The following is a 26,716-nucleotide window of genomic DNA, read 5'->3' as shown; positions in this document are numbered from 1 at the left end:
TCGGGCCGCCAATGGTAGCAGGCTGCGTCGCCCAGGCGCTGCGGGGGAAGGCGCGCCCGGCGAACGATATAAGCCCAACAGTCAATTCAGATTGTCACGCGGCAGCTTCACCATTCGCCTGCGGTTGTCAGGCCATCCATCCTTGAGGGATCACCATGGATTTCGGAAAGATCATTGCGCGCGTCAAAGCCATTCTGAGTACACCCAAGACTGAGTGGCCAGTCATCGCGGCCGAGCCGGCCACCACGCAGGGCCTGTATACCGGCTACATCCTCATCCTCGCCGCCTTGCCGGCCATCGCCCGTTTCATCAAGGACAGCCTGCTCGGCTCCGGCGTCCTCGGCGTAACGGTGCGCATACCGGTAGGTGCGGGCATTGGCGTGATGGTGCTCGGTTACCTATTGAGCCTGGTGGTGCTGTACGTGCTCGCGCTGATCGTCAGTGCGCTTGCACCCAGCTTCGGCGGTCAGAAGGACACCGTGCAGGCACTCAAGGCGGTCGCCTATGCGTGGACCGCCTATTGGGTGGCGAGCATCGCGGTGATCCTGCCGTGGATCGGCGGGTTGATCTGCATCGCCGGCCTGGTCTACGCCATCTACCTGCTCTTCCTTGGTCTGCCGCACACCATGAAATGCCCGGAAGAGAAAGCCGCCGGCTATACCGCGGTGAGCGTGATCATCGGCGTCGTGCTGTCGCTGATCGTGGGCGCCATTGTGGGCGCCATCTTTTTGAGCGGCATCATGGTAGGCGGCGCCATGCATACGGCGACGATCACCAGCTCCGACGGCAGCACGGTCACAGTGGACAAGGACAGCGCCCTGGGCAAACTCGCCGCCATGGGCGAGCGCGCCGATCAGGCCAGCAAGGACCTCGAAGCCGCGCAGAAATCCGGCGACCCCAACGCGCAACAGGCCGCGATGGGCAAGATGATGGGCGCCGCCATGGGCAACGACAGCAACGTGCAATCACTGTCCGCCGACCAGGTGAAAACGTTCCTGCCTGACAGCGTGGCCGGACTGAAACGCGAGAGCCTGTCAGCCGAACGCAGCAACACCATGGGTGTGCAGATCACCACCGCGCGCGGCCAGTACGGCGACGGCAACGGTCGCAACGTAGATCTGGAAGTCGGCGACACCGGCAGCATGAAAGGCATGATGGCCATGGCCAGCGCGATGGCGCCGGAAAGCGAGCAGCAGACCGACCACGGCTACCAGAAGACTTACACGCAGAACAATCGCCTGATCCACGAAGCCTGGGACAACACCAGCAAGAGCGGCGAGTACGGGGTAGTCGTCGGCCAGCGCTTCTCGGTCAAGGCCTCCGGCCCGGCCGACAACATCGATCAGCTCAAGAACCTGGTAAACGGCGTGGACCTGGACAAGCTGGAATCGCTGAAAAACGAAGGCGTGAGCAAGCACTGAAACACCGCCCGTCACCCACCCAAAAAAAGCCCGCGCCGTCACCGGCGCGGGCTTTTCATTTCAACGGCCGCGCTTACTGTGCGCCATCGGCCTTCGGCACCGAAGCCTCGGTGGTGATGCGGATCTTGATGTCGTCGCTGACATTCGGCACGTAGGCACCCATACCGAAGTCCGAACGCTTCACCGTAGCAGTGGCATCGAAGCCCACGGTCTGCACCTTCATCATCGGATGCACGCCGCTCTTGTTGAGCGTGGCGTCGAGCACTACCGGCTTGGTCACGCCGTGCACGGTCAGGTCGCCGGTGATCTTGTACTTGTTGCCGCCGACGGCCTGCACCTTGGTGCTCTTGAAGGTCGCCGTCGGGTACTTGTCGGCGTCGAAGAAGTCCGGCTTCTTCAGGTGCTCGTCGAGCTTGGTCACATGCGTGTCGAGGTTGGCCAGCGGCAGGGTGACTTCCACCGAGGACTTGGCCGGGTTCTTCTCGTCGAACACCAGGGTGCCGTCGCCCAGACCGATATTGGCGGTGGGGTTGGAGAAACCGAAGTGGTTCCAGCTGAACAGCACATTGGTGTGGCCGGGGTCGAGCTTGTAGGTAACCGGCTCCGCCTGGGCGGTGACGGCGGCGCCGATCAGGCCGGCAAGAACGAGATAACGAAGTGCACGCATGGGTATGCCTCCAGTGGAAGGGAAATACGGAATGGGCGAGAAAAACGTAACGCCCGGTCAGGCGATACGGCAGGCCTCGTCGAACGATAGGCGCGGGCTGCGCGGGAACAGGTCGCGGCTGGCGTCGCCGTAACCGATATTGATCAGGAAGTTGGACTTCACCGAGGTGCCGGCGAAAAAGGCCGCATCCACGCCGGCATTGTCGAAGCCGGACATCGGGCCGCAATCCAGGCCAACCGCGCGCGCCGCCATGATCAGGTAGGCACCCTGCAGGCTGCCATTGCGGAAGGCAGTGGTATCGATATGCGGCTGGTTGCCGGCAAACCAGCTGCGCGCGTCGGCATGCGGAAACAGCTGCGGCAGCTTCTCGTAAAACTCATGGTCGGTCCCGACAATCGCGGTAACCGGCGCGGCCATGGTCTTGGCGCGGTTGCCTTCGGACATAAACGGCGACAGTTTCTCCTTCGCCTCCTTCGACTTTACGAACACCACGCGCATCGGCGAGGAGTTGGCGCTGGTCGGACCGAACTTGGCCAGGTCATAGAGCTGGTGCAGCTGCTCGTCGCTCACCGGCTTCGGCAGCCACGCATTGAACGTGCGGGCCTCGCGGAACAGCTGGTCGAGGGCGGTCTCGGAAAGCAACTCGCTCATGGGTATCCTTCAAGGAAACGCGCCCTGCGTGGCGCAACAGCCTGCAAGTGTAAGGGCGCACGCAGGCCAGCAGGACCCCGTCGGATGGAACGTACTGTGGCGAGAATCGAAACAATCGTGGCCGCATGCTGAAATTGCATGGCGACTGCTGGGTCATCACCGACGGCCGTGCCGGCAACGACCGCCAGGCGCTGGCGCTTGCCGAACAGCTGGGCCTGCCCTTCCGCCATCTGGTGCTGGGCGTGCGCGCGCCGTGGTCCTGGTTCGCACCCCGCCTGATGCTGGGCGGGCGACTTGCCCTGCCCGCGGAACAGCGGCGCGGCACCCTGGTGCCGCCCTGGCCCAGCGTGGCAATCGGCTGCGGCCGTGCGGCAGCCCTGTATACCCGGCTGCTGCGCACGCTTTCGGAAGGGCACACCTATACCGTGCAGATCCTCGATCCACGCATGGATCCGCTCCACTGGGACACCGTTATCGCTCCCCTGCACGATCGGCTGAGCGGCCCGAACGTGCTGCACCCTCTGGGCTCGCTCAATCTGGTGGATGACAACTGGCTGGCCGATGGCCGCGATATCTGCCCGAGCTTCGGCGAATTGCCGCAGCCACGCGTAGGCGTGTTGCTCGGCGGACCGCGCAAGGGCATGCCGATGGACCCTGCCTATGCGGAGCAGCTTGCCGACCGCCTGCTCACCCAACATCGGCAGGAGGGCGGCAGCCTGCTGGTGCTGGCTTCGCGGCGTACGCCGGACGCAGTGATGGAAGTGATGCGTCGCCGTCTGGCGGGGGTTCCCGGTGTGATCTGGAGCAACCGCGAGGACGGCACAAATCCTTATCCCGGTGTACTTAGCTGGGCTGACGGTCTGGTGGTCACGCCGGATTCGGTGAATATGCTGTCCGAGGCCTGCGCCGTCGGCTGTCCGGTGCAGACCTTTGTCGCGCGGCCGTTGCCAGCAAAGGTCGAGCGCTTCCATCGCGCGCTGCGCGACGCCGGGCTGCTTCACGACATTGATGAGCCCCTATCACGGCAACGCCAGTTACCGCTGCGCGAAACGGTCGCGCTGACGAGCTCCCTGCGGCTGCGCATCGCCGAACATCAGGCGCCATGGGAGCGAAACCGCTAGCTGTTGTCCTTGGCTTTCACGCGGAAGTCGAAACCCAGCGCCTGCGTCACCCGTTCGACCTCGGCGCATAGCTGCTCGATCACTTCATCCCTTGGCGCGATACGCGAACGCAAATCCAGGGTGCAGGCGAGCGCGCGACGCAACAGTTCGCCATGCGCCCGCGTCAATACGTCGGCCTGTGCCGTATCAAGCAGCCCCACTTGGCGACAGGCCTCGATCAGCGCGGCATTGGCCGTCGACGAGAGCAGGCTGGGATGCTCGGCCGCGTGGGCCAGCACCAGCCCTTGCAGGGCGAACTCGATATCCAGCAGGCCGCCATATCCCTGTTTCAGATCGAACTGCCGCTCGTCGGAACGGTCGCGCTCGGCGCGCCAGCGCTGGCGCATGCTGCTCACTTCCAGCATGACGGCACCACCGTCGCGCGGCACGGCGAGGATGCCGCGACGTACCTCCGTCAGCTTGGCATTCAATGCCGCGTCGCCAGCTACCGGCCGCGCGCGCAGCAGCGCCTGATGCTCCCAGGTCCACGCGCGACTCTTCTGGTATTCGGTGAAAGCGTAGAGGCTGCTGACCAGCAGACCCTTGGAACCATCCGGGCGCAGACGTGTATCCACTTCATACAGGCGTCCCGCACGGGTCAGCACGGTGAGCCAGTTCATCACGCGCTGCGCCAGGCGCTGATACCAGCGCGAGCCTTCGATGGGTCGTGGACCGTCGCTCATCTCATGCGCGCGACGGGTGTCGTAGACAAAGACCAGATCGAGATCGGAGGCGAAGCCAAGCTCTTCGCCGCCCAGGCTGCCATAGCCGAGCACCGCGAAACCCGAGCCTTCGCCGGGCAAATGACCATGTTGCGCAACCAGTTCACGCTCCGCCATCGCGGTTACCGCCAACACTACCGACTCGGCCAGTGCAGCCAAGCGGCGCGCTGTGGCTACTGCGTCGGCACGCCCATCGTTGAAGGCCAGACCAAGACGGAACGCCGTGCTCGCCTTGAACTCGTTGATGCGCTCCAGCTCCGCCTCGGCCTCACGCTCATCCAGTGTGCCAAGCACCCGGCTGATCTCGGCGCTGATATCGGCACGCTTCAGCGGCAGCTGGTCAATGCGCGGATCGAGCACATCGTCGAGCAGCAAAGGCTGGGCGATCACGCGCTCGGCGAGGAAGGCGCTGGCTGCGAACAGGCTTGCCAGCCTCCGGCGCGCAGCCGGCTGCTCTTCGAGCAGCGCCAGATACGACGAGCGCCGCGCGACCGCCTGCACCAACCGGCACAAACGCAGCAGACATGGCACCGGCGCGGCGCTTTCGCGCGCCAGTGCCAGCAACTGCGGCATCAGGCGATCGAGCTGCTCGCGCGTGCGCGATGGCATAGAGCGTACAGCGGCGGCCTGTGGCAGTTTGAGCAGCGCCTCTGCGGCTTCCGCGCCAGGCACGAAGCCGGATGCCTCCATCGTGCCCGGATCGAGCGACTCGGCGCAGACCTTCTGCCATAGAGCCACGTCTTCCACCGGCGCGCTGGCCGTGCGTCCACCTTGCGGCATCAACACTTCCGCGAATTCTTCGCTGACGATGGCGCGGTGATGCGCCAACTCCTCCGACAAGGCCTCCCAGGACGCCTTGCCCAGGCCCAGCGCGATGCGCTCGCGGCTGAGTGCGTCTTCGGGAATATCGTGAGTCTGCGCGTCGCGCAGCATTTGCACGCGATTCTCTACTCGGCGCAGATAGATATAAGCCTCACGCAACGCACGGGCACGCGCGGCGCTGATATGCCCACGCGCTTCGCACGCGGTCAGTGCCGGCAGCAGGCCGCGCACGCGCATGCTGGGTTCGCGACCGCCGCGGATCAGCTGGGTCAACTGCACTACGAATTCGATTTCGCGGATGCCGCCGGGACCGAGCTTCAGATTGTCTGCAAGATCCTTGCGTGCTACTTCCGCATCGATCAGCGCTTTCATCTCGCGCAGACCGGCGAACGCGGTGTAGTCGAGGTATTTACGATATACAAACGGGCGCAGCAGCTCCTGCAACTGCTTGCCGGCATTGCGATCGCCAGCCACCGGCCGCGCCTTGATCCAGGCATAGCGCTCCCAATCACGGCCTTCGCTCTGGTAGTACTGCTCCATCGCGCTGAACGGCAACGCGAGACGCCCGGCATTACCGAACGGACGCAGGCGCAGATCCACGCGCGCGCAGATGCCATCCACCGTGGGCTCATGGAGCAGGCGCACCAGCTGCCGCCCCATGCGCACGAAGTACTCGCTGTTATCGAGCACACGCGCGCCATCGCTCTGCCCACCGCTCGGATAAGCCAGCACCAGATCGATATCGGAAGAGAAGTTCAGCTCGCTGCCACCCAGCTTGCCGAAGCCCACCACCACCATGCGCTGCAGCTCGCCATCGTGCCCGCGACTGTGCCCGTAGCGCGTGGCCAGCGCCTGTTCGGACCAAGCCAGTGCCGCGGCTAGCAGCACTTCATAGAGCACGCTGGTCGCGGACAGTGTGTCCGGCAGCTCGTCCAATCCGTTGACGTCGCGAAACACCAAACGCAGCGCCTCGGCATGGCGGAAGCGGCGCAGCGCAGTCATGCAGACCGCCTCGTCCTGATCCAGCTTCAGCGCATCGATACGTGCGCTGGCATCGCTGCCCGCACGCAGGCGCTCTAGACCCTGCGGCGCCAGCAATTGAGGCTGGCGGAACCAGGTGTCGTAAGCGAAATCGCTGGCCAGCAGGGTACGGCGAATGCGTTCGGCCACACCGGCGTCGTCGTGCAAAGGCACGCCAGCGGCGCGGCAGCGGGCGGCCAATTCGGCGTAGCGGTCGTCGATCAGGGCGCGCAGCGCCGGGGATTCTTTAGACATCGGTCCATTGTGCCGCAGACGGCGCGCCGGCCGAACATGACTGCCAGATGACGGTGCGGTGCCGCATGGGCCATCGGCGTCGTGCACGGAATTTCCGGCTATGGCGTTGCTTTGTGACGAATGTCCGCCGTTTGGCGGCCGCAGCCAACAAATAGTTCATGCCGGCATCGTTACATTTCGATGTCTGTGCCATGACAGCGCAACAGGAACTGCCATGACCCCGTCGTCCACGCCACCAACCTATCGCTCGCACCAGTTCATGCGTCATGCCGCGCTATTGCTGGCGCTGAATCTCGCCTTTGTCTTGTTGACGGGGTGGATCGATGGTGGCGAAGGGGTGTCGCCCGACCAGTTGTTCACCCAGCCGCTCTTTCTGCTCGCCAACGCCCTGCCGGGATTGTTGCTCGCTTCGCTGTTCCTGGTGGTCAGTCGGCGTCCATTGCTTTCCTACGGATTGGCCTTTCTGTTACAGGCCCTGCTGTACGGCATCAATGCGCTCAAGCTGAAACAGCTCAGCACGCCGTTGATGCCGGCCGATTTCCGTATGGTCGGCCAGCTGCGCAAAGGCGGCATGCATTTGCTGGGCAGCTATCTGCCAGCCACGCCCTGGCCTTATCTCGCACTAGTGGTGGGCCTTGCCCTGGTGGCACTGGCCTGGCGACTGGAGCCGACCCTGTTCCGGCGTCGCACTCACGGCAAGCGCCTGCTGGCTGGCACCACCGTGCTGCTGGTGCTCGGCTCACTACTGGGCGGCATGCCGGCGTGGGCACGCTTCTACGACGGCGAAACGCTATGGATGGAACCGTGGTCGGCCTCGTCGACTGCACAGCATTCCGGCCTCGTCAGTTCTTTGCTGATGTTCCATCTGCACTACGGCCAGGAACGCAAAAAGGCCGACCCGAATGCCGCCATGCAACTGATCGGTCAGGCCGATGACGCACTGCGCCAGCGCATGCAGACGCCGCGGGATGATCCCGGTGCGATGCCGGATATCGTAGTGATACAGAGCGAGTCGTTCTTCGATCCCACCATTATGAAAGGGTACGAGCACAGCGACCTCACGCCGAATCTGCGCCGTCTCGCCAGCCAGGGCAGCAGCGGCCCATTGCATGTACCGACCTTCGGTGGCGGCACCATCCGCACCGAATTCGAAGTGCTGACCGGCCTGTCGTTGCGCTACTTCGACGATCTGCAATTTCCCTATCTGCAGCTCAACACCAAGGTGGTGCCGGGCATGGTGCGCACCTTGCGCGCGCACGGCTATGAAACCGTGGCCATCCATGGCAACAACCCCGCCTTCTGGAATCGCAATACCGCATTCAAGGCTATCGGCTTTGATCGCTTCGTATCGCAGAGTGCCTTTCCCAAGAATGCCGACATGGATGGCCAGTACATGGCCGACCGCGCGATGACCGACGAAATCATGGCGCAGCTGAAAGACGCCGGATCACCTCAGTTCCTGTTCGCCATCAGCATCGAGGCGCATGGCCCCTACGACGTAAACCCGGCCGATGCCGCCGCGCGCGATGCGATGCCGGTGCCGGACGGCGTCGCGGGAGAGGACAAGCGCGAGCTGCAGAACTATCTCTATCACATGCAGCACGCCGACGAAGAACTCGGCCGTCTCGCGGAACTGCTGGCCAAGCGCGACCGCCCCACCCTGCTGCTGTTCTACGGCGATCACTTGCCGGCACTTGCCGGCACGTATGAAACGCTCGGCTTCGTCGATGGCAAAGATATGCTCAGCCAGGCCGGCACTTGGCTGCTGGTCGATCCGCGCAATGGCACAGCGCCGGTGCGCGAGGATCTGGCCTCGTGGATGCTCCCCGGCAAGCTGCTGGAACGCGCCGGCATCCACGACGATGCCTATTTCGCACTTACCCAAGTGCTGGCGCCGCAACTCGCCAGCCTGACCCGCGCACCCGGCGCGCCGCCGCAGGTCGAAGACAACGTTGAGCAACACACGGATGAAGCCATGGCCAGCGTCGCTCTGCTGCGCATGAAGGGCAAGCTGGATCGTCTATTGCCTCGATCCAATGCTTCGCCAGCCGCGGGCAGCCTCGCCAACGGAGAATCGCACCCTGCCACGGACGTAGCGGCCGGCGTACCGCAATAAGTGCCGGAACCGTCTGCACTTCGCGGAATACAAGTACGTCCAACGAAAATTTTAGACGTCCAAACACTCGCGATTCATCGACATGTCTGCCGGTTAAAGGCACTTAGGAAAATTCAGGAAGCAGTAGGCAAACAGCCTCTAGCGTGATCTCCGCCGCGACACGTTGCGTCGCGACATCCCCCATCGGAGGTTTACCCATGCGTAAGACCCTGCTTGCTGCTCTCATCGTTTCGGCCACCGTGCTGACCGCCCCCGTCTTCGCCCAGGACGCCGCTGCCGGCGCCACCACCAAGGCGGACGCCAGCGTCAAAGCCGGCGTGAGTACTGGCGCTGCGGTACAGGACGCCACCAAGACCGTCGACCAGACCACCAGCACGGCTGGCGATGTGGTGCACAAGGCCGCGCACAAGGCGAAGCACGCCGGCAAGAAGATCGTGGACAAGACCGAAGCCACGACCAGCGACGCAGCCGGTGCCGCCACGGGCGCGGTTGACGGCTCTGCCGGCGTGAGCGCCGGTGCCAAAGTCGATGCTGGTGCCGCGGGCGCCAAGGTCGACACGAAGGCCGATGCCAAGCTCGACGCCACCAAGGGTCACTAAGCACTCGCTTCTGGCAGTGAAGAAAGCTCCGGGAGGAAACTCCCGGGGCTTTTTTGTTGCGCATCGACGCGTGTCGTGCGCTGCGCATTTTCTGAAAATCAGCCGAAAGCCGATTTATTCAGTACATGGCGAGCAGCCGCCAACTAGGTTCGATCTGCCACGGACAGCGACGTTCATGGCTCCCCCCACCTAGGAGATTCCATCATGCGTAACCTCATGCTTGCCGCCTGTATCGGTACGGCCTCTTTGCTGGCACTTCCCCTGTGCGCACAAGATGCCCCGACGCAGCAGGATCCGCCGAAGTCCATCGAAGTCCCTGCGGGCACCCCGCACATCGACGGGCACGTGATTACCGGCCGCAATCCCAACGCCTCGAATCTCCCTGATCACAAGAAGCTCGAGTCCGCGACAAAAAGCGAGCCGGCAAAACGCGTCGCACCGGCCAAGAAAGAGAAAGCCGATGACGACGACGTGCCCGGCGAAGACTGAGCCGTATCGTTTCGCCACCTATCACCAGGCCAAAAGAAAACCCCGCACAAGGCGGGGTTTTCTTCGATACAGCGTGGTAGCGCGGACTTAGAAGTCCATGCCGCCCATACCGCCCATGCCACCGCCCGGCGCGCCGTGCGAATGACCTTCGTCCTTCTTCGGCACTTCAGTCACGGCCGCTTCGGTCGTGATGATCGAGCCAGCCACCGAGGCGGCGAACTGCAGGGCCGAACGGGTCACCTTGGTCGGGTCCAGGATGCCGAAGGCAATCATGTCGCCGAACTCACCGGTGGCCGCGTTGTAACCGAAGTTACCGTTGCCTTCCTTCACCTTGTTGAGGATCACGGACGGCTCGTCGCCGGCATTGGCGACGATGGCGCGCAGCGGGGCTTCCAGAGCACGGCGGGTGATGGCAATGCCCAGGTCCTGGTCCGCGTTGGCACCCTTCAGGCCGTCCAGCGCCTTCAGCGAACGGATCAGCGCCACGCCACCGCCCGGCACCACGCCTTCTTCCACCGCAGCGCGGGTCGCGTGCAGGGCGTCTTCGACGCGGGCCTTCTTTTCCTTCATCTCGACTTCGGTAGCGGCACCGACCTTGATGACGGCCACGCCGCCGGCCAGCTTGGCCACGCGCTCCTGCAGCTTCTCGCGGTCGTAGTCCGAAGAGGTCTCTTCGATCTGCGCCTTGATCTGAGCGATACGCGACTGGATGCGCTCGGCTTCACCAGCACCATCGATGATGGTGGTGTTTTCCTTGGTGATGACAACGCGCTTGGCGCGGCCCAGATCGTTGATCGTGGCCTTCTCAAGCTGCAGGCCGACTTCCTCGGAAATCACCTGGCCGTTGGTCAGGATGGCGATATCTTCCAGGATGGCCTTGCGGCGATCACCGAAGCCCGGCGCCTTGACGGCGGCAACCTTCACGATGCCACGGATTGTGTTGACCACGAGGGTCGCCAGGGCTTCGCCCTCGACTTCCTCAGCCACGATCAGCAGCGGCTTGCCGGCCTTGGCAACGGCTTCGAGCACCGGCAGCAGTTCGCGAACGTTCGACACCTTCTTGTCGTGGATCAGGATGAAGGGGTCATCCAGCTCAACCTGCTGGCTTTGCTGGTTGTTGATGAAGTACGGCGACAAGTAGCCGCGATCGAACTGCATGCCTTCGACCACGTCGAGCTCGTTCTCGAGACCCGAACCTTCTTCAACCGTGATCACGCCTTCCTTGCCGACCTTCTTCATCGCGGTAGCGATGATGTCGCCGATGTTGGCGTCGGAGTTGGCCGAGATGGTGCCGACCTGGGCAATCGCCTTGTCGTCAGCGGTCGGGTTGGAGAGCTTCTTCAGCTCGCCCACGGCGGTGGACACGGCCTGGTCGATACCGCGCTTCAGATCCATCGGATTCATGCCGGCGGCCACAGCCTTGAGGCCTTCCTGGATGAACGCCTGCGCCAGCACCGTAGCGGTGGTGGTGCCGTCACCGGCCACGTCGGACGTCTTCGACGCAGCTTCCTTCACGATCTGCGCGCCGATGTTCTCGTACTTATCGGCGAGTTCGATTTCCTTGGCGACGGACACGCCGTCCTTGGTCACGGTCGGAGCGCCGAAGCTCTTCTCGATCACGACGTTGCGGCCCTTCGGACCCAGGGTCACCTTCACAGCATTGGCCAGGGTGTTCACACCCTTGAGCATACGTGCGCGGACATCTTCGCCGAAGCGGACTTCTTTAGCAGCCATAATTTTTTTGCCTCAAAAAAATTGAATTAGGTACGGTTCTGTCGTTCCGAAAGCGGTACAAGAAGGAGCCAAAGGCGACTGGCGTGCGCGCTCTTGATCGCGCTCAGCGAGTCACGGCCCCTTGAGTGCTTAGCCTTCGATAACTGCCACGATGTCGTCTTCCTTCAAGAAGACCAGCTCTTCGCCGTCGATCTTGATTTCCTGGCCGGCGTACTTGCCGAACAGCACGATGTCGCCTTCCTTCACCGACATCGGACGGACCTTGCCGTCTTCCTGGATGCGGCCGTTGCCGGCAGCGATGACCTTGCCGCGGGTCGGCTTTTCGGTGGCGCTGTCGGGGATGACGATGCCGCCAGCGGAGACGCGCTCTTCTTCGAGACGCTTGACGATGACGCGATCGTGCAGCGGACGCAGTTTGCTCATGGGTTGGCTCCAGCTTGGTTTGGGTGGTTGAACAAAAATGGACCCCGGAGCGGCCGCGCGTTGGCGCTTGCTAGCACTCCACCTGGGTGAGTGCCAATTCTAGCGACGCAACAATCCCCTGCAAGGGGGCCGATCCGTTGACTAAGCAAGCTAGTGGGGGAGTGGCAGGGGCCTTTCAAGGGCGATCCAGCCCGTTTTTGTAGGAGCCCACCCTGTGGGCGACCGGCCCGGGACCCAGCCGCCCGAGCAAAGCTTGGTCGCCACAGGTTGGGCTCCTACAAGGCGTTTCGCGGGGCTCGAGGCCGCGTTAGGCTGGCCGGCATGTCCGATCCGGTCCTGCTCTGCTACTGCACCTGCCCCGATGCCGCCAGCGCCCAGAAGCTGGCGGAAACCCTCGTGGATGAATCACTTGCAGCTTGCGTGAACCGCCTGCCCGGCGTCATTTCGACCTACCGCTGGCAGGGCAAGGTCGCCACGGACACGGAAGAACTCCTGCTCATCAAGACTACGGCCGCCCGTTTCGAAGCGCTCAAGTCCCGGTTGCTGGCCCTGCACCCTTACGAACTGCCCGAGTTGATTGCCGTGCCGGTGGCGCACGGCCACACCGCCTACCTGGACTGGGTGCGGGCCGGCAGCGGCGGCTGATCCATCGCGGTCAGCTCGGCCTCCGGCTTGGCAACAAAGACCACCAGCATGCTGGCCGGCTGTTCCGCGCTGGCGTTGCCGCTCACCACATGGTGAGCGCCGGCGGGCTCGAACCAGCTTTCGCCGGGACCGTAGACGCGCTCGGGACTGCCCTCGACCTGGCTACGGATGTGGCCGGTGAGTACATAGACGAAGGCATCGCCCCCGTGATGATGCGGGCGGGTTGACTGCCCCGACGCATAAGTCACCGTGAGCGCCATCAACTGGCGGCCAGGCGCCTGCGTCAGCGGTGCCTTCAGCAGCGGATGCTCCTCGGCAGCCGATGCAACGGCGGCGACGCTCCCAGCGATCAGCAAACCTACCCACCTCATACACAACACAAGCTCACGACGGATCATGGTGCGGTTCCTTCAATCAACGGACAGACAAGGTTTTCAGCGCATCGCCCAGCGACGGGCCTGCTTCTTCTACGCGCCGCACGATACGTCCCTGTGCATCGAGCAGCAGCAAGGTCGGTACATGCGTGACGCGGAAGCGGCGGAACAGCGCACCGGAGTCGTCGAGGGTCAGCGGCATGCTGATGTGATGCTCATCGCGATACTTCGCCAGATCGTCGCGACTGGCCCATAGACCCGAAGCGACGCCTAGCCAGCGCACGCGCGAGTTGCCCGAAAGGGCCGTGACCTGCTCACGCATCGCCCGGCAACTCTGCGCCAGGCCGGGCCGACTGGTGGCGAGATACGACTCGCACCACGGCGACAGGAAGGCCAGCACGGTCGGCCGTTTTGCATCAAGCAACGGGAACGCCTTGCCGTCGAGCGTCTTCGCGGTGAAGCCCGGCACGCTATCGCCAACGTCGTAGTGCGGCTCATCCTTCGGTGGCTGCGCAGCCTGCGCGATGGCGGTGGGAGTCGCGCTGCGCGCCGCCAGCAGCGCCGCATCGAGCTTGGCATTCGCTTCGTGCCCGATGTAGAGAACGCGTCCGTCGCGTCCGATCACCACATGCTGTGGCGTCACGCGCAGATGAAAGGCCTCGCCCAGCGAGCCGTCGCCGTCGAAAACGATCGGCATGCCCAGTCCCACAGCGCGCTGGTATTTGCGTACTTCTTCCACGCTGTCGTCGAAGCCGACGTCGATCGCGATCACCGCAAGATCCGGCCCGGCCTGTTCGAACGTGCGTTCCAGGTGCGGCATCTGCTCGCGGCATGGCACGCACCAGGTAGCCCAGAACTTCAGGTAGACGGCTTTCTTGCCGTACAGGCTGGCCAGATCGATGGTCTGGCCATCGATGGTCTTGAGCTTCAGCCGTGGCGCCGGCGTGCCGATCAGGCTGTGCCCGGCTGCTTCGGCGCGTTGCTGGCCCGACTGCGCCCACAGCGGCGTGGCGAGCAGCATAAAAGAGAGTGCGAGGACTAAAGCAAGAAGGCGACGCATGGCTGACTCGGTGCAAGGGAGAGGCGAGCATCCTCGCGCCGACCGGCCCGCGCCATAAGAGCCACCTTTCGACAATTTGATGGAACCACGCCTCAGTATTCCAGCAGCTTCGCGACCCGCCGAATGGCTTCGCCGATGCGTTCGGCCTCGATCATGCCGTAGCCGAATACCAGGCCATTTGGCGCGGGACGATTCAGTGCGTAGCCGCTCAACCCTTCCAGACGGATGCGCTGCTCCGCGGCGCGCTCGATCAAGGCGCCCGCTTTTACCGCGCGGGGCAAACGCGCCGCCAAGTGCAGGCCGGCGTCCGACGACCAAGCCTGAAGACGCCCCTCGCCATAGCTTTCCAACGCTTTGAGCAAAGCCTCGCGCCGCGCCGCATAGACATGGCGCATCTTGCGCACATGGCGCACGAGATGGCCTTCCGCGATAAAGGTGGCTAGCGTGTCCTGCGCCGCCACGTCGCAATGCCAGTCGGTCAACTCCTTGGCCGAGGCCAGGGCCGCGCGCAACCAGGGCGGCGTCACCAGATAACCGAGCCGCAGCGACGGAAACAGGCATTTGGAGAAGGTACCCACATAACAAACCGAACCGTCGCGATCGAGCGTCTGCAAGGCATCCAAGGGACGTCCGCCGTAGCGGAATTCGCCGTCATAGTCATCCTCGATCACCACGGCGTGCCTGGCGGCAGCGAACGACAGCAGTTCTGCTCGTCGCCGGGGCGACATCGACATGCCCAGCGGAAACTGGTGCGATGGCGTCACATAGATCACCCGTGCATCCGCCGGCAGTTGCTCCACCACCAAACCTTCGGCATCGACCGGCACCGGCACCACCTTGGCGCCCGCCGCGGCAAACGCTGCGCGCAGCGGCGGATAGCCCGGATCCTCCACGGCGACCACCGTCTTGCCAGGCGCCACCAGCACGCGCGCCAGCAGATCAAACGCCTGCTGGGCACCGCTGGTGACAACAACGTCATCCGGTTCGCAAGCCACCGCGCGGGCGAACGACACATGCCGTGCGATCGCCTCGCGTAATGCCGGCCGGCCTTGTGACTGACCATAAAGCGGCGGCGACTTAGACACGCCGCGCAATGCGCGGGCTGACAGGCGCCGCCACACCTCAAACGGAAACTGCGTGTTGTCCGGTACGCCGACGCGGAAGTCATGCGTATAGGAGCCCACCTGCATTGGCACCGCTGGCAGCTTCATCGAACGCCAGTAGGGTGCCAGTCGGCGATCCCCGCCCTGCTCCGCCGCACTCGCGCGATGCGCGCCACGCCGCGCCAGCAGATCGGCGACGAAGTTGCCCGCCCCCCGACGCGCCACCACGTAACCCTCGCTCAACAGCAAGTCGTAAGCAGCTACCACCGTATTGCGGGAAAGCTTGAGTGCTTGCGCCAGCTCGCGGGTCGCAGGCAGGCGCAGTCCTGCTTTCAGGCGTCCGTCGAGGATCGCCGCGCGCAACTGACCGTGCAGGGCACTCAAGCGTTGACGCGAACCACGGGCAGGCAGGTCCAGCGGAAACTCGAACGGGTGCTCCATCACGATCAACGCCGGCAAATAAGTGGACCCTAATAATTACCCTATTGTGGTTCTTTTGCCAGACCATCGCGATACCTAGGCTGTGCGCATTCCAAACGGAACGAGTCCCGCGCCATGCCACAGCCAGCCAGCATCCCGAGCCACGATCCCCATCCGCGCCGCCGCGTGCGCGTGCTGGACAGCGAAATCAGCTACGTCGACGTAGGCCGGGGCGACCCCATCGTGTTCCTGCACGGCAACCCCACCTCGTCCTACCTGTGGCGGAACATCATTCCCGCCCTCTCCGGCCTGGGGCGCTGCCTGGCACCGGACCTGGTCGGCATGGGCCGTTCCGTGCCGTCGCCGACAGGCAGCTACCGTTTCGCCGATCATTCGAGCTACCTGGATGCCTGGTTCGACGCGCTGGGACTGCAGAGCAACGTGGTGCTGGTATTGCACGACTGGGGCTCTGCGCTGGGCTTCCACCGCACCCGCCGCTTCCCGCAACAGATCCAGGCCATCGCCTATATGGAAGCGATCGTGCAGCCTCGCCTCTGGAGCGATTTCCCAGCCGGCCGCGATCTTATGTTCCGCGCTCTGCGCTCGACCGCGGGCGATGCAATGGTGATGGAACAGAACTTCTTCATCGAAACGGTACTGCCCAAGAGCATCCTGCGCCCGATGCACGGCGAGGACATGGCGGCCTATCGCGCGCCATTCGCCACGTCCGAGTCGCGCCTGCCTACGCTGGTCTGGCCGCGCGAGTTGCCGATCGAGGGCGAGCCGGCCGACGTGGTGACCGCCGTCGAGCAGTACGGCCAATGGATGGCGCAGTCATCGCTGCCAAAACTGTTTATCTCGGCGGAGCCAGGCGCCGTCCTTACCGGCCGCGCCCGTGCGTTCTGTCGCACTTGGCCGAATCAGCATGAAGTCACGGTTCCCGGCATCCATTACATCCAGGAAGATGCGCCCTTCGAAATAGGCCTGGCCCTGCGGCAGTTCGTCGCCGGGGTTCGCGCCGCCTCGAACACCGCCATGATGGGAGCTGCATGATGATCGACCTGTATTTCGCCGCCACACCCAACGGCCTCAAAGCCAAACTTTTCCTTGAAGAAGCGCAGCTGCCGTACCGCGTGTTCCTGGTCAGCCTGAGCAAGGGCGAGCAGTTCAACCCGGAATTCCTCGCCATCTCGCCGAACAACAAGATTCCGGCCATTGTCGACCACGCGCCTGTTGGCGGCGGCGCGCCGGTGGTGATGTTCGAGTCCGGCGCGATCCTGCTTTATCTGGCGGAGAAGATCGGCCGCTTGATTCCGACCGAGATTCACGGTCGCACCGAAGTGCTGCAGTGGTTGTTCTGGCAGATGGCCGGACTCGGACCGATGGCTGGCCAGATCGGTCACTTCAACGTCTACGCGCCGGAGAAAGTGCCCTACGCGATCGACCGCTATACCCGCGAAACCAGTCGCTTGTACGGCGTGCTCGACCGGCAGCTGGCGGATCGCGAGTTCATCGCGGGCGAATTCTCGATCGCCGACATCGCCTGCTACCCCTGGATCGTGCCGCACCAGGCGCATGGCCAGACGCTGTCCGACTTCCCGCACTTGGAGCGCTGGTTCGTGGCGATGTCGGCACGTCCCGCCACGCAGCGCACCTATGAGGGCGTGGAGAACGCGTATGCGCCCAAGCAGAGTCTTTCCGATGAAGAGCGACAGGTGCTGTTCGGCCAGAGCGCAAGTCCTGCTGCTTCCTGAGCATCGCCAGCACGACTACTGACAGGTTCTGGTACTGCCTTGTTTTAGCGTCATCGCCATCTTCCATGAGTCCATCGCCATCATGAGTCCATCGCCGTGAAGAAATCCGACATCGCCGCGCTGTTGTTGCTGGGTGCTTTGTGGGGCGCGTCGTTCCTGTTCATGCGCATGGGTGCCGATCAGTTCGGCAGTATGGCGCTGGCCGGCATGCGCGCGATCGGCGCGGCGATCTGCTTCCTGCCGTTGCTGGCTTCGCGCGAACGGCTGGCAGAGATGCGCAAGCATTGGCGCTCCATCACCATCGTCGGCCTTGCCAACTCGGCGTTGCCGTTCGCGTTGTTTTCGTACGCGGCGCAAAGCCTGCCGGCCGGCGTCTCGGCGATCTCTGATGCCATTGCTCCCCTGCTGGTGGCAGCCTCCGGCTGGTTGTGGCTGGGCGAGAAGCTCAACGCCACACGCGCCAGCGGACTGGTGATCGGCCTGACCGGCGTGGTCTGGCTGATCGCCGGCAGCGCCGGCTTCGGCGGTGGCAGCGGGACCGGCTGGGCGCTGGCCGCCTGTGTCGGCGCCAATGTCTGCTACACCTTCGGCGCGCACTACAGCCAGCGGCGGGTACGCACCGTATCGCCGCTGACGGTGGCGGTCGGCAGCCAGATCGTGGCCGCCGCGGCGCTGCTGCCCTTCACGGTGTGGCTGTGGCCGGCAAAGATGCCGGGCGTGCCGGCGTGGCTCGCCATGTTTGGACTCGCCGCAGCCTGCACCTCGCTGGCCTACGTGCTGTTCTACCGGCTGATGGCGCGCATCGGCTCAACGCAGACCCTAGCCGTGCTGTACCTGATCCCGGTGTTCGGCGTGCTGTGGGGGCTGCTCTTCCTGCACGAGTCGGTGACGCTCGCCATGGCCGGCGGCTGCGCAGTGATCCTGCTCGGTGTGGCGCTGACCACCGGGCTGATCCGCCCGCGCAAGCCCACAGGTAACCCCGAAGCGGCGGCCTTCGAACAGGCTTAAGAGCCTGTTCGACGCAGACGCCTGCCCAAGCTGCGCCATAATCCCTTGATGATGCTCGCGCCGCGGCGTGAGCCCCCATGCTGGAGTTGTCATGCGTTTGAACTCACCTGCCCACTGGGCCGTGTTGCTGCTGACCTTGCTCGGCCTGCTGCTGGGCAGCGCCACTGCATTTGCCCAGAATGCGGATGGCGACGATGGCCTGCTGCCGGTCACCGAAGCGTACAAACTCAGCACCGACACCTCCACGCCGGGCGTGTTGAAGCTGCACTGGACCATCGCACCCGACTACTACCTCTACCGCGGCCGCATGAACTTCAAGGCCGGTGAGGGCGTAACACTCGGCGAAGCGCAGTTGCCCGACGGCGAGAAGCATCACGACGAATATCTCGGTGACGTGGAGACCTATCACCACGGCGTCGACGCCACCCTACCCTATACCGTGGCGCCGGGCACGCAGCGGCTGAAGCTGGCGGTGCGCTATCAGGGCTGCCACGAGGTCGAGCCGAAGATCTGCTACCCGCCGCATACCGAGCAGCTCGACCTGCCGTTGCCGGCCGGTGCGCCCACGGCTGCCACCGAAACACCGCAGACCCTGGGCGCCGCGCTCAACCAGCTCAGTGGCCAGTCATCACCTGGCGCATCCAGCGCTGGCATGGATGCGGTGCCGCTGCCCGCCGAGCAGGCGTTCCGCTTTGAAGCGCTTGCCCGCTCGCCGAATCAGCTGCTGCTGCGCTGGACCATGCCCAAGGGCTACTACCTCTATCGCGACCAGACTGCGCTGCACCTGAAGAACGCTGAAGGCCTGACCCTCGGCAAGCCGCAGTGGCCGGAAGGCGTAGCCAAGCAGGATCCGCATTTCGGCAACGTCACCGTCTACTTCGACCAGGTCGAGCTGCCGGTTGCCATCGATGGTGATGTCGGGCAGCGCAAGCAGGTCGAACTGGAAGCGAGCTACCAGGGTTGTCAGGACGGTGGCGTGTGCTATCCGCTGATGACCCGCGCGGTGAACATCGACCTTGTCGGTGGCGGTACCGCGACCGGCGAAGCTGTGGCGGGTCCGGCACCTGAAATGCCTCCGGCCAATGCAAAGAACGCACTCGGTGCCACGCTGTGGTCCGCGCTGCTGCTCGCGCTGGGCGGCGGCCTCGTACTCAACCTGATGCCGTGCGTGCTGCCGGTACTGTCGATCAAGGCGGTCGGGCTGATCGAGAGCGGCGAGAATCCCACGCGCCGCCGCAATCACGCCCTGGCCTATACCGCAGGTGTGCTGCTGAGCTTCGTCGCGCTGGGCCTGCTGATCATCTCGTTGAAGGCGGCGTGGGGCACCCAGCTGCAGAAACCGATAGTGGTGGCCGTACTGTCGCTGATCATGCTGGCGGTCGCGCTGTCGATGTCGGGCGTGGTGCAGTTCGGCGCTTCGCTGGGCAATACCGGCAGCGCGCTGGCCAATCGTTCGGGTCTTGCCGGCGACTTCTTCACTGGCGTGCTGGCGGTGGTGGTGGCGAGTCCGTGCACCGCGCCGTTCATGGGCACGGCGCTGGCCTACGCCTTTGCCGCGCCGACCCTGCATGCGCTGCTGGTCTTCGTTGCACTGGGCCTGGGCCTGGCGCTGCCGTTCCTTGCAGTGGGTTTCGTCCCGGCGCTGGCGCGCCTGCTGCCGCGCCCCGGAGCCTGGATGGAAACGCTCAAACAGGTGCTGGCCTTCCCGATGTATCTGGCGGCGGCGTGGCTGGCCTGGGTGCTGGCCAACCAACGCGGTGCCGATGCGGTGGGTTTGCTGCTGGTGGCCGCGGTGATGGTGGCGATGACGCTGTGGTGGTTCGAGCGCAGCCGCTCTCGCGGCGGCTTCGCACGCGGCCTGGTGTTGGTGCTGGCGCTGCTGGCGCTCGCTCCGCTGTATTACCTGGCGAAGATGCCGGCCGCGGTCGCCAGCGCCACCGCCTCGACCGAAGGCGTAGTGGCGTTCACCCCGGAAAAACTGGCCGAGCTGCGCAAGGCTGGCACGCCGGTGTTCGTCGATATGACCGCCGACTGGTGCATCACCTGCAAGGCTAATGAGCACACCGTGCTCAGCACCGACGCTTTTCGCGCTCTGCTCAAGCAGACCGGCGCTGTGTACATGAAAGGCGACTGGACCAACGAAGACCCCGCCATCACGGCCTTCCTGCAGCAGTACCACACACCCGGCGTACCGCTTTATGTGGTGTTCCCGAAGAACGGCGAGGAAGGTCGTCAGCTGCCCACGGTGCTGACATCCTCGCTGGTGGAGCAGGCGCTGACCGAGGCCGCGCGGTGAGGAATCACTGCACGAGCCCGCAACAGCCAACTCCCTCCCCTGCGTGCAGCAGGGGAGGGCTGGGGTGGGGTCAAGCCCCTCACCTATCGTGGCGCTCATCGCAAGAGCTCACCCCCTCCCAGCCTCCCCCTGCAAGCAGGGGGAGGAGCCAATGGCCATGCTGAGCCGCGCCAACTGGACCATCCTCGCCGTTGCCGTGCTGGTCGCCGGCGTTGGCGGCTGGCTGCAGCACCAGAGCCGGCTCGCCAAAGTCCCGGTAGGCGTGCATGTCGCGAACGTCGGCGATCTGCGCCCCGACCTCGCCCTGCTTGATCTCGATGGCAAGGAGCACCGCCTGTCGGAATACCGCAGCCGGCGCGTGCTGCTCAACTTCTGGGCAAGCTGGTGCGGCCCCTGCCTGGACGAGATGCCAGCCCTGGCCCGTGCGCAGGCCAAGTTCGGCGAAAAGGACGTGATCGTCGTCGGCGTTGCGATGGAAGATCCCGGCCACGTGCGCCCCTTCCTAACCTCCCACCCGGTGAGCTATCCCATCCTGATCGGTCGACTGGACAGCCCCAGCACCTCCCTGCGTCTGGGCGACACCAGCGAGGTGCTGCCTTACAGCGTGCTGCTGGATGCGGAAGGCCGCGTGCTGGCAACCCGGCGCGGCGCGCTGGACGCGGCTACGCTGGAACAATGGCTGGCGCCACCGGGCTCGCGCTGACGCGGGCTGGCCCAGACATACGGCGCCGCACGGTTTAACGCTCACTTCTCCTTCAAACATCGCCGAACTGCGCCGAACTGGACAACATTCCCGACAGCGCGCACACTGCCGCCGGTCGCCGGGGCACCCCGGCCGCGATGAAGGTATCGGCGTGGCGAAGATCCTGGTCCTGCACGGACCCAACCTCAATCTGCTGGGCGTGCGCGAACCGGACATTTACGGCCGCACCACGCTCGCCGATATCAACACCGCCCTCGCCGCGCGCGCCCAGGCCGCCGGCCACGAGCTGGTCTGGTTCCAGTCCAATGCCGAGCACGAGCTGATCGGGCGTATCCATCAAGCGCGTGATGAGCAGACCGCGCTGATCCTCTTCAACCCGGGCGCCTTCACCCACACCAGCATCGCCCTGCGCGACGCGCTGGCAGCGGTGGCGATTCCCTTTGTCGAGGTGCACCTGTCCAACGTGCATGCGCGTGAGCCGTTCCGCCGCCACTCCTATCTGGCGGATATCGCTGTAGGCGTGATCTGCGGCTTCGGCGCGGACAGTTACCGGCTGGCGCTGGAGGCGGCGATCAGCCGCCTGGACCGGCCCGCTCCGGGCATCGCCCCCTGATTCTGGCCCTGCGGCCCCGACTTTCCCTTCCTGCCGCCATCGCGGCAACAACGAAAAGGTTTGAACGATGGACCTGCGCAAGATCAAGAAGCTGATCGACCTGCTTGAGGAATCCAACCTCGCGGAACTCGAGATCAAGGAAGGCGAAGAGGTCGTCCGCCTGTCGCGCGTGCCCAAGGGCGGCGTCACCCTCGCCGCCGCGCCCGTCGTCGCGCCAGCACCGGTGGCTGCACCTGTAGCCGCCGCCGTGGAGGCCGCTCCGGCCGCCAACGCATTGCCGGCTGGCCACGTGGTCAAAGCACCGATGGTCGGTACCTATTACGCCTCGGCCAGCCCGGGCGCCCCGGCTTTCGTCAAGGTCGGTCAGCAGGTCAAGGCCGGCGAGACGCTGGGCATCATCGAGGCGATGAAAATGTTCAACCAGATTGAGGCCGATGTTGCCGGCACGGTGCAGGCCATCCTGATCGACAACGGCCAGCCGGTGGAGTTTGACCAGCCGATGTTCGTGATCGCCTGAGCGGCCCGCGACCATGCCCATGCTCGAAAAAATAGTCATCGCCAACCGCGGCGAAATCGCCCTGCGCGTGCTGCGCGCCTGCCACAGTCTTGGCATCAAGACCGTGGCGGTGCACTCCACCGCGGACCGTAACCTCAAACATGTCGGCTTGGCCGACGAAGCGATCTGCATCGGCCCGGCGCCGTCGGTCGATAGCTACCTCAATATCCCGCGCATCATCGCAGCGGCGGAGATCACCGACGCCCAGGCGATCCATCCGGGTTACGGCTTCCTTTCCGAGCGCGCCGACTTCGCCGAACAGGTGGAGCAGAGCGGTTTCATCTTCATCGGCCCCACCGCCGATGTAATCCGCCTGATGGGCGACAAGGTGGAAGCGATCCGCGCCATGAAGGCCGCGGGCGTGCCTTGCGTGCCCGGCTCCGGCGGCCCGCTGGGCGACAACGTGGATGAAAACATCCGCATCGCCCGCGAGATCGGCTACCCGGTGATCATCAAGGCGGCGGGCGGCGGCGGCGGACGCGGCATGCGCGTAGTGCGCACCGAAGCGCATCTGGGCAATGCCATCACCATGACCAAGCAGGAGGCCAAGGCGGCCTTCGGCAATGATCAGGTGTACATGGAGAAATTCCTGGAAAATCCGCGTCACGTGGAAATCCAGGTGCTCGCCGACGGCCAGGGCAACGCCATTCATCTCGGCGAACGCGACTGCTCCATGCAGCGCCGTCATCAGAAAGTGGTGGAAGAAGCGCCGGCGCCGGGCATCACGCCTGAGTTGCGCGCGGAGATCGGCAAAGTCTGCGTCGATGCCTGCCTGCGCATTGGCTATCGCGGCGCCGGTACGTTCGAATTCCTGTTCGAGAACGGCCACTTCTACTTCATCGAGATGAACACCCGCATCCAGGTGGAGCATCCGGTCACCGAGCTGATCACCGGCATCGACCTGGTGCGCGAGCAGTTGCTGATCGCCGGTGGCGAGAAGCTGTCGATCAAGCAGGAAGACATCGTGCTGCGCGGCCACGCCATCGAGTGCCGCATCAACGCCGAGGATCCGGACAGCTTCCTGCCCAGCCCCGGCACGGTGAAACGCTTCGAGGCCCCGGGTGGTCCCGGCGTACGCGTGGATACGCATCTGTACGACGGCTACAAGATTCCGCCGAACTACGATTCGATGATCGGCAAGCTGATCGTGCACGGCCCGGATCGCGAAACCGCCATCGCGCGCATGCGCCTGGCGCTCGCCGAAACGGTGATCGAAGGCGTGAAGTGCAACATCCCGCTGCAGCAGCGCATCATGGCCGACGTCGGCTTCCAGCACGGTGGACAGAACATCCACTACCTGGAAAAGCGCATGGCTGAGCAGAAAGAGCACCCGCCCGCGCACTAAGCCATCATGGCGCGCCGTTTCGACGGCGCGCCGATGCGGCATTGCGATATGTCCGAACTACTGACCCTGCACGAAGCCATCGAGGCCATCACCGCAGCTTGCGACGAAGGCGACGGCTGGGATCGCTACAGCTGGGTCTACATCCATGGCGTTATCACCCAGCCGTCGTGCCGGCTCTACCTCTCCAGCGCAGCCGACGAGGAAGATCTGCTGGTCGATCAGGATGGCGAGGCACTGCCGCTGTTCGCCGCCGAGCATCGGCTGCATCACTACCTCGAGGCCACGGCCTTCGCCGACGTGCTGCGCATGCAGAGACAGCAACAGCCGCTTTCCGATGTGGCCGATTTCGCCATCGCGCTCGATCACTACGATCGGCACGATGTCTTTCTAGGCTCAACGCCGATCAACTGATCGCGTCCCGGCGATCAACGACCATCACCACCTTCCTGCGGAACACCGAACCGATGCCCTGGCTCGAACTCTCCCTCACCGTCCGCGCCGAGCAGCAGCCGCGCGTGGAAGAAGCGCTCGACGACCTCGGCGCGCTGTCGATCACCCTGCAGGACGCGGATGCGGAGACGCCGGACGAACAGGCCATCTTTGAGCCGGGCGTGGGCGAGTTGCCGCTGTGGCCCACCATCACGCTCAACGCATTGTTTGATGCCGACACCGACCGGCGCGGCCTGAGCGAAGCCCTGAGCGAGCTGCTGCCATGGCTGGAGCCGGACCAGATGCTCTATCGCGACGTGGCCGACGAAGATTGGGAGCGCGCGTGGATGGACCAGTTCAAGCCGATGGCCTTCGGCCGTCGCCTGTGGATCTATCCGTGGAACATCGAGCCACCAGAAGATGACAACAGCGTCGTCGTGCGCCTCGACCCGGGCCTGGCCTTCGGCAGCGGCACGCATCCCACCACCGCGCTATGCCTGGAATGGCTGGATGGCCAGGAGCTCGCGGGCAAGACGCTGATCGATTACGGCTGTGGTTCCGGCATCTTGGCCATCGCCGCGCTAAAGCTCGGTGCAGCAAGCACGATTGGCGTGGACAATGACCCGCAGGCGCTCACCGCCTCGGCCGACAACGCCGAACGCAACGAAGTCGCCGACCGGTTGGCCTTGTTCCTGCCCGACGATCTCGACGCCGAGCCCGCCGAAGTCTTCATCGCCAACATTCTGGCCGGCCCGCTGGGCGAATTGGCCCCCACCTTCGCGGCGGCCGCGAAATCCGGCGCGCCATTTGCAATCTCCGGCATCCTCAAGGGTCAAGAAGACGAACTGCTGCATCGCTACGCGGAGTGGTTCGAGGATCTGCGTGTCGACACGCGCGAGGACTGGGTGCGCATCAGCGGCAGGCGTCGCTGAGCGGCGACACAACACGCATACGAAAGCACGACGCTGTTCCACTTCGGCGCGTATTTCCCCGCTTACTCTTTACAGGTCGCACCGCGACCGACTCTACTTGCCGCATGTACGCCCAATGTCCCGACTGCCTGACCGTGTTCTCGATGGACGCGGAGACGCTTGCGCAGGCGCGCGGCCAGGTCGTGTGCGGACACTGCCAGACCGAATTCGATGCGCTTGCCAGCCTGAGCAGCCAGCTGCCGCCCGAGCCATTCCAGCAGTTGCCGGAGCGTAAGTCGTCAGGCCTGCCACCGCAGGTGGAGTCGGCGGTGTATCGGCCGCGGCAAGAAAGTACGTTCGCAGCGGACACGGCGGCCTCACCCGCCACGGAAAGCGAAGATTTTTCCCACCTGGTGTTTTCGCCGCGCTTCGCACGACCCGCGCACCAAAACCGGGCACGACGCTGGCCGTGGGTGCTGGCCTGCCTGATCCTGCTGCTCTTGCTGTGTGCCCAGCTCGCATGGGCCAAACGCGATGCGCTGGTCGCCGACCCGACCGCAGGCACGTTGTTGCGCCAGGCCTGTAACAACCTTGGCTGTCGTTTGCCATTGGTGCAGGACACGCAGCATCTGCGTCTGCTGGCGCGCGATGTGCAGGCACACCCATCGGTTCCCGGCGCACTGCTGATCAGTGCCACCGTGCGCAACGATGCCGACTTCGACCAGCCCTGGCCGGTCGTTGTCATCACCCTCTCCGATGTCGACGGCAAGCATGTAGCTATGCGCCGCCTGCGCCCCAGCGAATACCTGGGCGATACGACCGCGCTGCAACGCGGACTTCCAGCCGGCGTCAGCACCGCCGTGGTGCTGGAAGTGGAGGACCCGGGCAACAAGGCCGTGGCCTTCGAGTTCAGCTTCGAATGACCGCCGGTCCTAACCGACTAAGAAACACAGTACTTAAAATTCTTCCTACGCAAGGGTAAACTCACTCCTTCGTCCTGCTGCACCCGGCGTTCCATGCGAGCCGCCGCCCGCGGTATCAGCCAAAGCAACATGCAGCGACCCATGCAGCCGCTGCGTAGAACGTGAGGGAAATGCCTGTGAACGCCGTCAGACTGCCTGCTTCCGAGGCCGCGAAAGAGACCTCGTCGCAGAGCGCGTTGAGCGAATGCGTCAGCCGCACCGTCCGCCGCTATCTCGCCGACATCGGCGATACCGAGTGTGACGAAGGCTTGCACGCGCTGGTCATTCGCGAAGTCGAAGGCCCGCTGCTGCGCGAAGTGCTGGCCTGGCACGACGGCAACCAGAGCCGCGCCGCGGCTGTGCTCGGCATCAACCGCGCCACCTTGCGCAAGAAGCTGGCCGCGCACGGCCTGCTCTGAGCAAAGGCATACCGCAAAGCCGGTAGAGAGGGCGTCCGG

Annotated in this window: 26 protein-coding genes; 18 read left to right on the top strand and 8 right to left on the bottom strand. The window is 64.4% G+C overall.

What is annotated here, in order from left to right; genetic code table 11:
- Positions 1-155 precede the first annotated feature (155 nt).
- The gene (locus tag BM338_RS17995; RefSeq protein ID WP_090453337.1) at positions 156-1,421 is read left to right on the top strand and encodes a Yip1 family protein; all 1,266 of its coding nucleotides are present in this window, start codon (positions 156-158) and stop codon (positions 1,419-1,421) included.
- A 73-nt stretch (positions 1,422-1,494) separates the two neighbouring features.
- Here BM338_RS17995 and BM338_RS17990 read toward each other — a convergent pair whose 3' ends face one another.
- Positions 1,495-2,088, bottom strand: coding sequence for a YceI family protein (locus BM338_RS17990; protein WP_090453334.1), 594 nt, complete (start codon positions 2,086-2,088; stop codon positions 1,495-1,497).
- A 57-nt stretch (positions 2,089-2,145) separates the two neighbouring features.
- A complete protein-coding gene (locus BM338_RS17985) occupies positions 2,146-2,739 on the bottom strand; it encodes a malonic semialdehyde reductase (RefSeq protein ID WP_090453332.1) in 594 nt (197 codons plus the stop codon).
- A 125-nt stretch (positions 2,740-2,864) separates the two neighbouring features.
- On the opposite strand from BM338_RS17985, the gene BM338_RS17980 reads away from it, so the two are divergent.
- Entirely contained in the window at positions 2,865-3,860 is a 996-nt protein-coding gene (locus tag BM338_RS17980) for a mitochondrial fission ELM1 family protein (protein WP_090453330.1), read from the top strand.
- Here the strand turns inward: BM338_RS17980 and glnE are convergent.
- Positions 3,857-6,718: a bifunctional [glutamate--ammonia ligase]-adenylyl-L-tyrosine phosphorylase/[glutamate--ammonia-ligase] adenylyltransferase gene (gene glnE, locus BM338_RS17975; protein ID WP_090453328.1), complete on the bottom strand. Its 2,862-nt coding sequence runs from the start codon at positions 6,716-6,718 to the stop codon at positions 3,857-3,859. The two genes, BM338_RS17980 and glnE, sit on opposite strands and share 4 nt — an antisense overlap.
- A gap of 214 nt (positions 6,719-6,932) precedes the next feature.
- Here glnE and BM338_RS17970 point away from each other — a divergent pair, with 214 nt between their 5' ends.
- From BM338_RS17970 to BM338_RS17960, 3 genes are all read left to right on the top strand, one after another.
- Positions 6,933-8,834, top strand: coding sequence for an LTA synthase family protein (locus BM338_RS17970; RefSeq protein ID WP_090453325.1), 1,902 nt, complete (start codon positions 6,933-6,935; stop codon positions 8,832-8,834).
- A 197-nt stretch (positions 8,835-9,031) separates the two neighbouring features.
- The gene (locus BM338_RS17965; RefSeq protein ID WP_090453322.1) at positions 9,032-9,433 is read left to right on the top strand and encodes a hypothetical protein; all 402 of its coding nucleotides are present in this window, start codon (positions 9,032-9,034) and stop codon (positions 9,431-9,433) included.
- 204 nt (positions 9,434-9,637) lie between these two features.
- On the top strand, positions 9,638-9,922 hold the full coding sequence (locus BM338_RS17960; RefSeq protein WP_090453320.1) for a hypothetical protein: 285 nt from the start codon (positions 9,638-9,640) through the stop codon (positions 9,920-9,922).
- 87 nt (positions 9,923-10,009) lie between these two features.
- Here BM338_RS17960 and groL read toward each other — a convergent pair whose 3' ends face one another.
- On the bottom strand, positions 10,010-11,656 hold the full coding sequence (gene groL, locus BM338_RS17955; RefSeq protein ID WP_090453318.1) for a chaperonin GroEL: 1,647 nt from the start codon (positions 11,654-11,656) through the stop codon (positions 10,010-10,012).
- Positions 11,657-11,785: 129 nt separating this feature from the next.
- Positions 11,786-12,079, bottom strand: a complete 294-nt coding sequence (gene groES / locus BM338_RS17950; RefSeq protein ID WP_090453316.1) for a co-chaperone GroES — start codon at positions 12,077-12,079, stop codon at positions 11,786-11,788.
- A gap of 321 nt (positions 12,080-12,400) precedes the next feature.
- Here groES and cutA point away from each other — a divergent pair, with 321 nt between their 5' ends.
- Entirely contained in the window at positions 12,401-12,724 is a 324-nt protein-coding gene (cutA, locus tag BM338_RS17945; RefSeq protein WP_090453314.1) for a divalent-cation tolerance protein CutA, read from the top strand.
- Here cutA and BM338_RS17940 read toward each other — a convergent pair.
- From BM338_RS17940 to BM338_RS17930, 3 genes are all read right to left on the bottom strand, one after another.
- Positions 12,688-13,122, bottom strand: a complete 435-nt coding sequence (locus BM338_RS17940) for a cupin domain-containing protein (protein ID WP_090453311.1) — start codon at positions 13,120-13,122, stop codon at positions 12,688-12,690. The genes cutA and BM338_RS17940 overlap by 37 nt on opposite strands.
- Before the next feature lie 16 nt (positions 13,123-13,138).
- Positions 13,139-14,158 (bottom strand): TlpA family protein disulfide reductase, encoded by a 1,020-nt coding sequence (locus BM338_RS17935; protein ID WP_090453309.1) that lies wholly within the window; start codon positions 14,156-14,158, stop codon positions 13,139-13,141.
- Positions 14,159-14,250: 92 nt separating this feature from the next.
- Complete coding sequence (locus BM338_RS17930) at positions 14,251-15,720, bottom strand: MocR-like pyridoxine biosynthesis transcription factor PdxR (RefSeq protein WP_255367360.1); 1,470 nt, start codon at positions 15,718-15,720, stop codon at positions 14,251-14,253.
- A gap of 96 nt (positions 15,721-15,816) precedes the next feature.
- Between BM338_RS17930 and BM338_RS17925 the strand changes: the two genes are divergently transcribed.
- The 12 genes from BM338_RS17925 (at position 15,817) to BM338_RS17870 (ending at position 26,677) form a co-directional block, all read left to right on the top strand.
- Positions 15,817-16,734, top strand: a complete 918-nt coding sequence (locus BM338_RS17925) for a haloalkane dehalogenase (RefSeq protein WP_090453305.1) — start codon at positions 15,817-15,819, stop codon at positions 16,732-16,734.
- Positions 16,734-17,435, top strand: coding sequence for a glutathione S-transferase N-terminal domain-containing protein (locus BM338_RS17920; protein ID WP_090453532.1), 702 nt, complete (start codon positions 16,734-16,736; stop codon positions 17,433-17,435). Before BM338_RS17925 ends, BM338_RS17920 begins: the two co-directional genes overlap by 1 nt.
- Positions 17,436-17,531: 96 nt before the next feature.
- Complete coding sequence (locus BM338_RS17915) at positions 17,532-18,443, top strand: DMT family transporter (RefSeq protein ID WP_090453303.1); 912 nt, start codon at positions 17,532-17,534, stop codon at positions 18,441-18,443.
- A gap of 91 nt (positions 18,444-18,534) precedes the next feature.
- The gene (locus BM338_RS17910) at positions 18,535-20,739 is read left to right on the top strand and encodes a protein-disulfide reductase DsbD family protein (RefSeq protein WP_090453301.1); all 2,205 of its coding nucleotides are present in this window, start codon (positions 18,535-18,537) and stop codon (positions 20,737-20,739) included.
- A gap of 151 nt (positions 20,740-20,890) precedes the next feature.
- Positions 20,891-21,442 (top strand): TlpA family protein disulfide reductase, encoded by a 552-nt coding sequence (locus tag BM338_RS17905; protein ID WP_343124166.1) that lies wholly within the window; start codon positions 20,891-20,893, stop codon positions 21,440-21,442.
- A gap of 151 nt (positions 21,443-21,593) precedes the next feature.
- Entirely contained in the window at positions 21,594-22,055 is a 462-nt protein-coding gene (aroQ, locus tag BM338_RS17900; RefSeq protein WP_090453299.1) for a type II 3-dehydroquinate dehydratase, read from the top strand.
- Between the two features lie 67 nt (positions 22,056-22,122).
- Positions 22,123-22,572: an acetyl-CoA carboxylase biotin carboxyl carrier protein gene (gene accB, locus BM338_RS17895; RefSeq protein WP_090453297.1), complete on the top strand. Its 450-nt coding sequence runs from the start codon at positions 22,123-22,125 to the stop codon at positions 22,570-22,572.
- 19 nt (positions 22,573-22,591) lie between these two features.
- On the top strand, positions 22,592-23,956 hold the full coding sequence (accC, locus tag BM338_RS17890; RefSeq protein WP_090453528.1) for an acetyl-CoA carboxylase biotin carboxylase subunit: 1,365 nt from the start codon (positions 22,592-22,594) through the stop codon (positions 23,954-23,956).
- 6 nt (positions 23,957-23,962) lie between these two features.
- On the top strand, positions 23,963-24,367 hold the full coding sequence (locus BM338_RS17885; RefSeq protein WP_090453295.1) for a hypothetical protein: 405 nt from the start codon (positions 23,963-23,965) through the stop codon (positions 24,365-24,367).
- A gap of 53 nt (positions 24,368-24,420) precedes the next feature.
- Positions 24,421-25,317 carry a 50S ribosomal protein L11 methyltransferase gene (gene prmA / locus BM338_RS17880; RefSeq protein ID WP_090453293.1) on the top strand — a complete coding sequence of 299 codons (897 nt, stop codon included), beginning with the start codon at positions 24,421-24,423 and terminating at the stop codon, positions 25,315-25,317.
- A 104-nt stretch (positions 25,318-25,421) separates the two neighbouring features.
- Positions 25,422-26,219, top strand: a complete 798-nt coding sequence (locus tag BM338_RS17875) for a zinc-ribbon and DUF3426 domain-containing protein (RefSeq protein ID WP_090453291.1) — start codon at positions 25,422-25,424, stop codon at positions 26,217-26,219.
- 170 nt (positions 26,220-26,389) lie between these two features.
- On the top strand, positions 26,390-26,677 hold the full coding sequence (locus tag BM338_RS17870) for a helix-turn-helix domain-containing protein (RefSeq protein WP_090453289.1): 288 nt from the start codon (positions 26,390-26,392) through the stop codon (positions 26,675-26,677).
- The last annotated feature ends 39 nt before the right edge of the window (positions 26,678-26,716 follow it).

It is taken from the genome of Dyella sp. OK004, assembly GCF_900114495.1.
Classification (GTDB): Bacteria; Pseudomonadota; Gammaproteobacteria; order Xanthomonadales; family Rhodanobacteraceae; genus Dyella_D.
The sequence above is the reverse complement of the archived record's forward strand: the minus strand, read 5'-3'. Positions and strand labels throughout refer to the sequence as shown.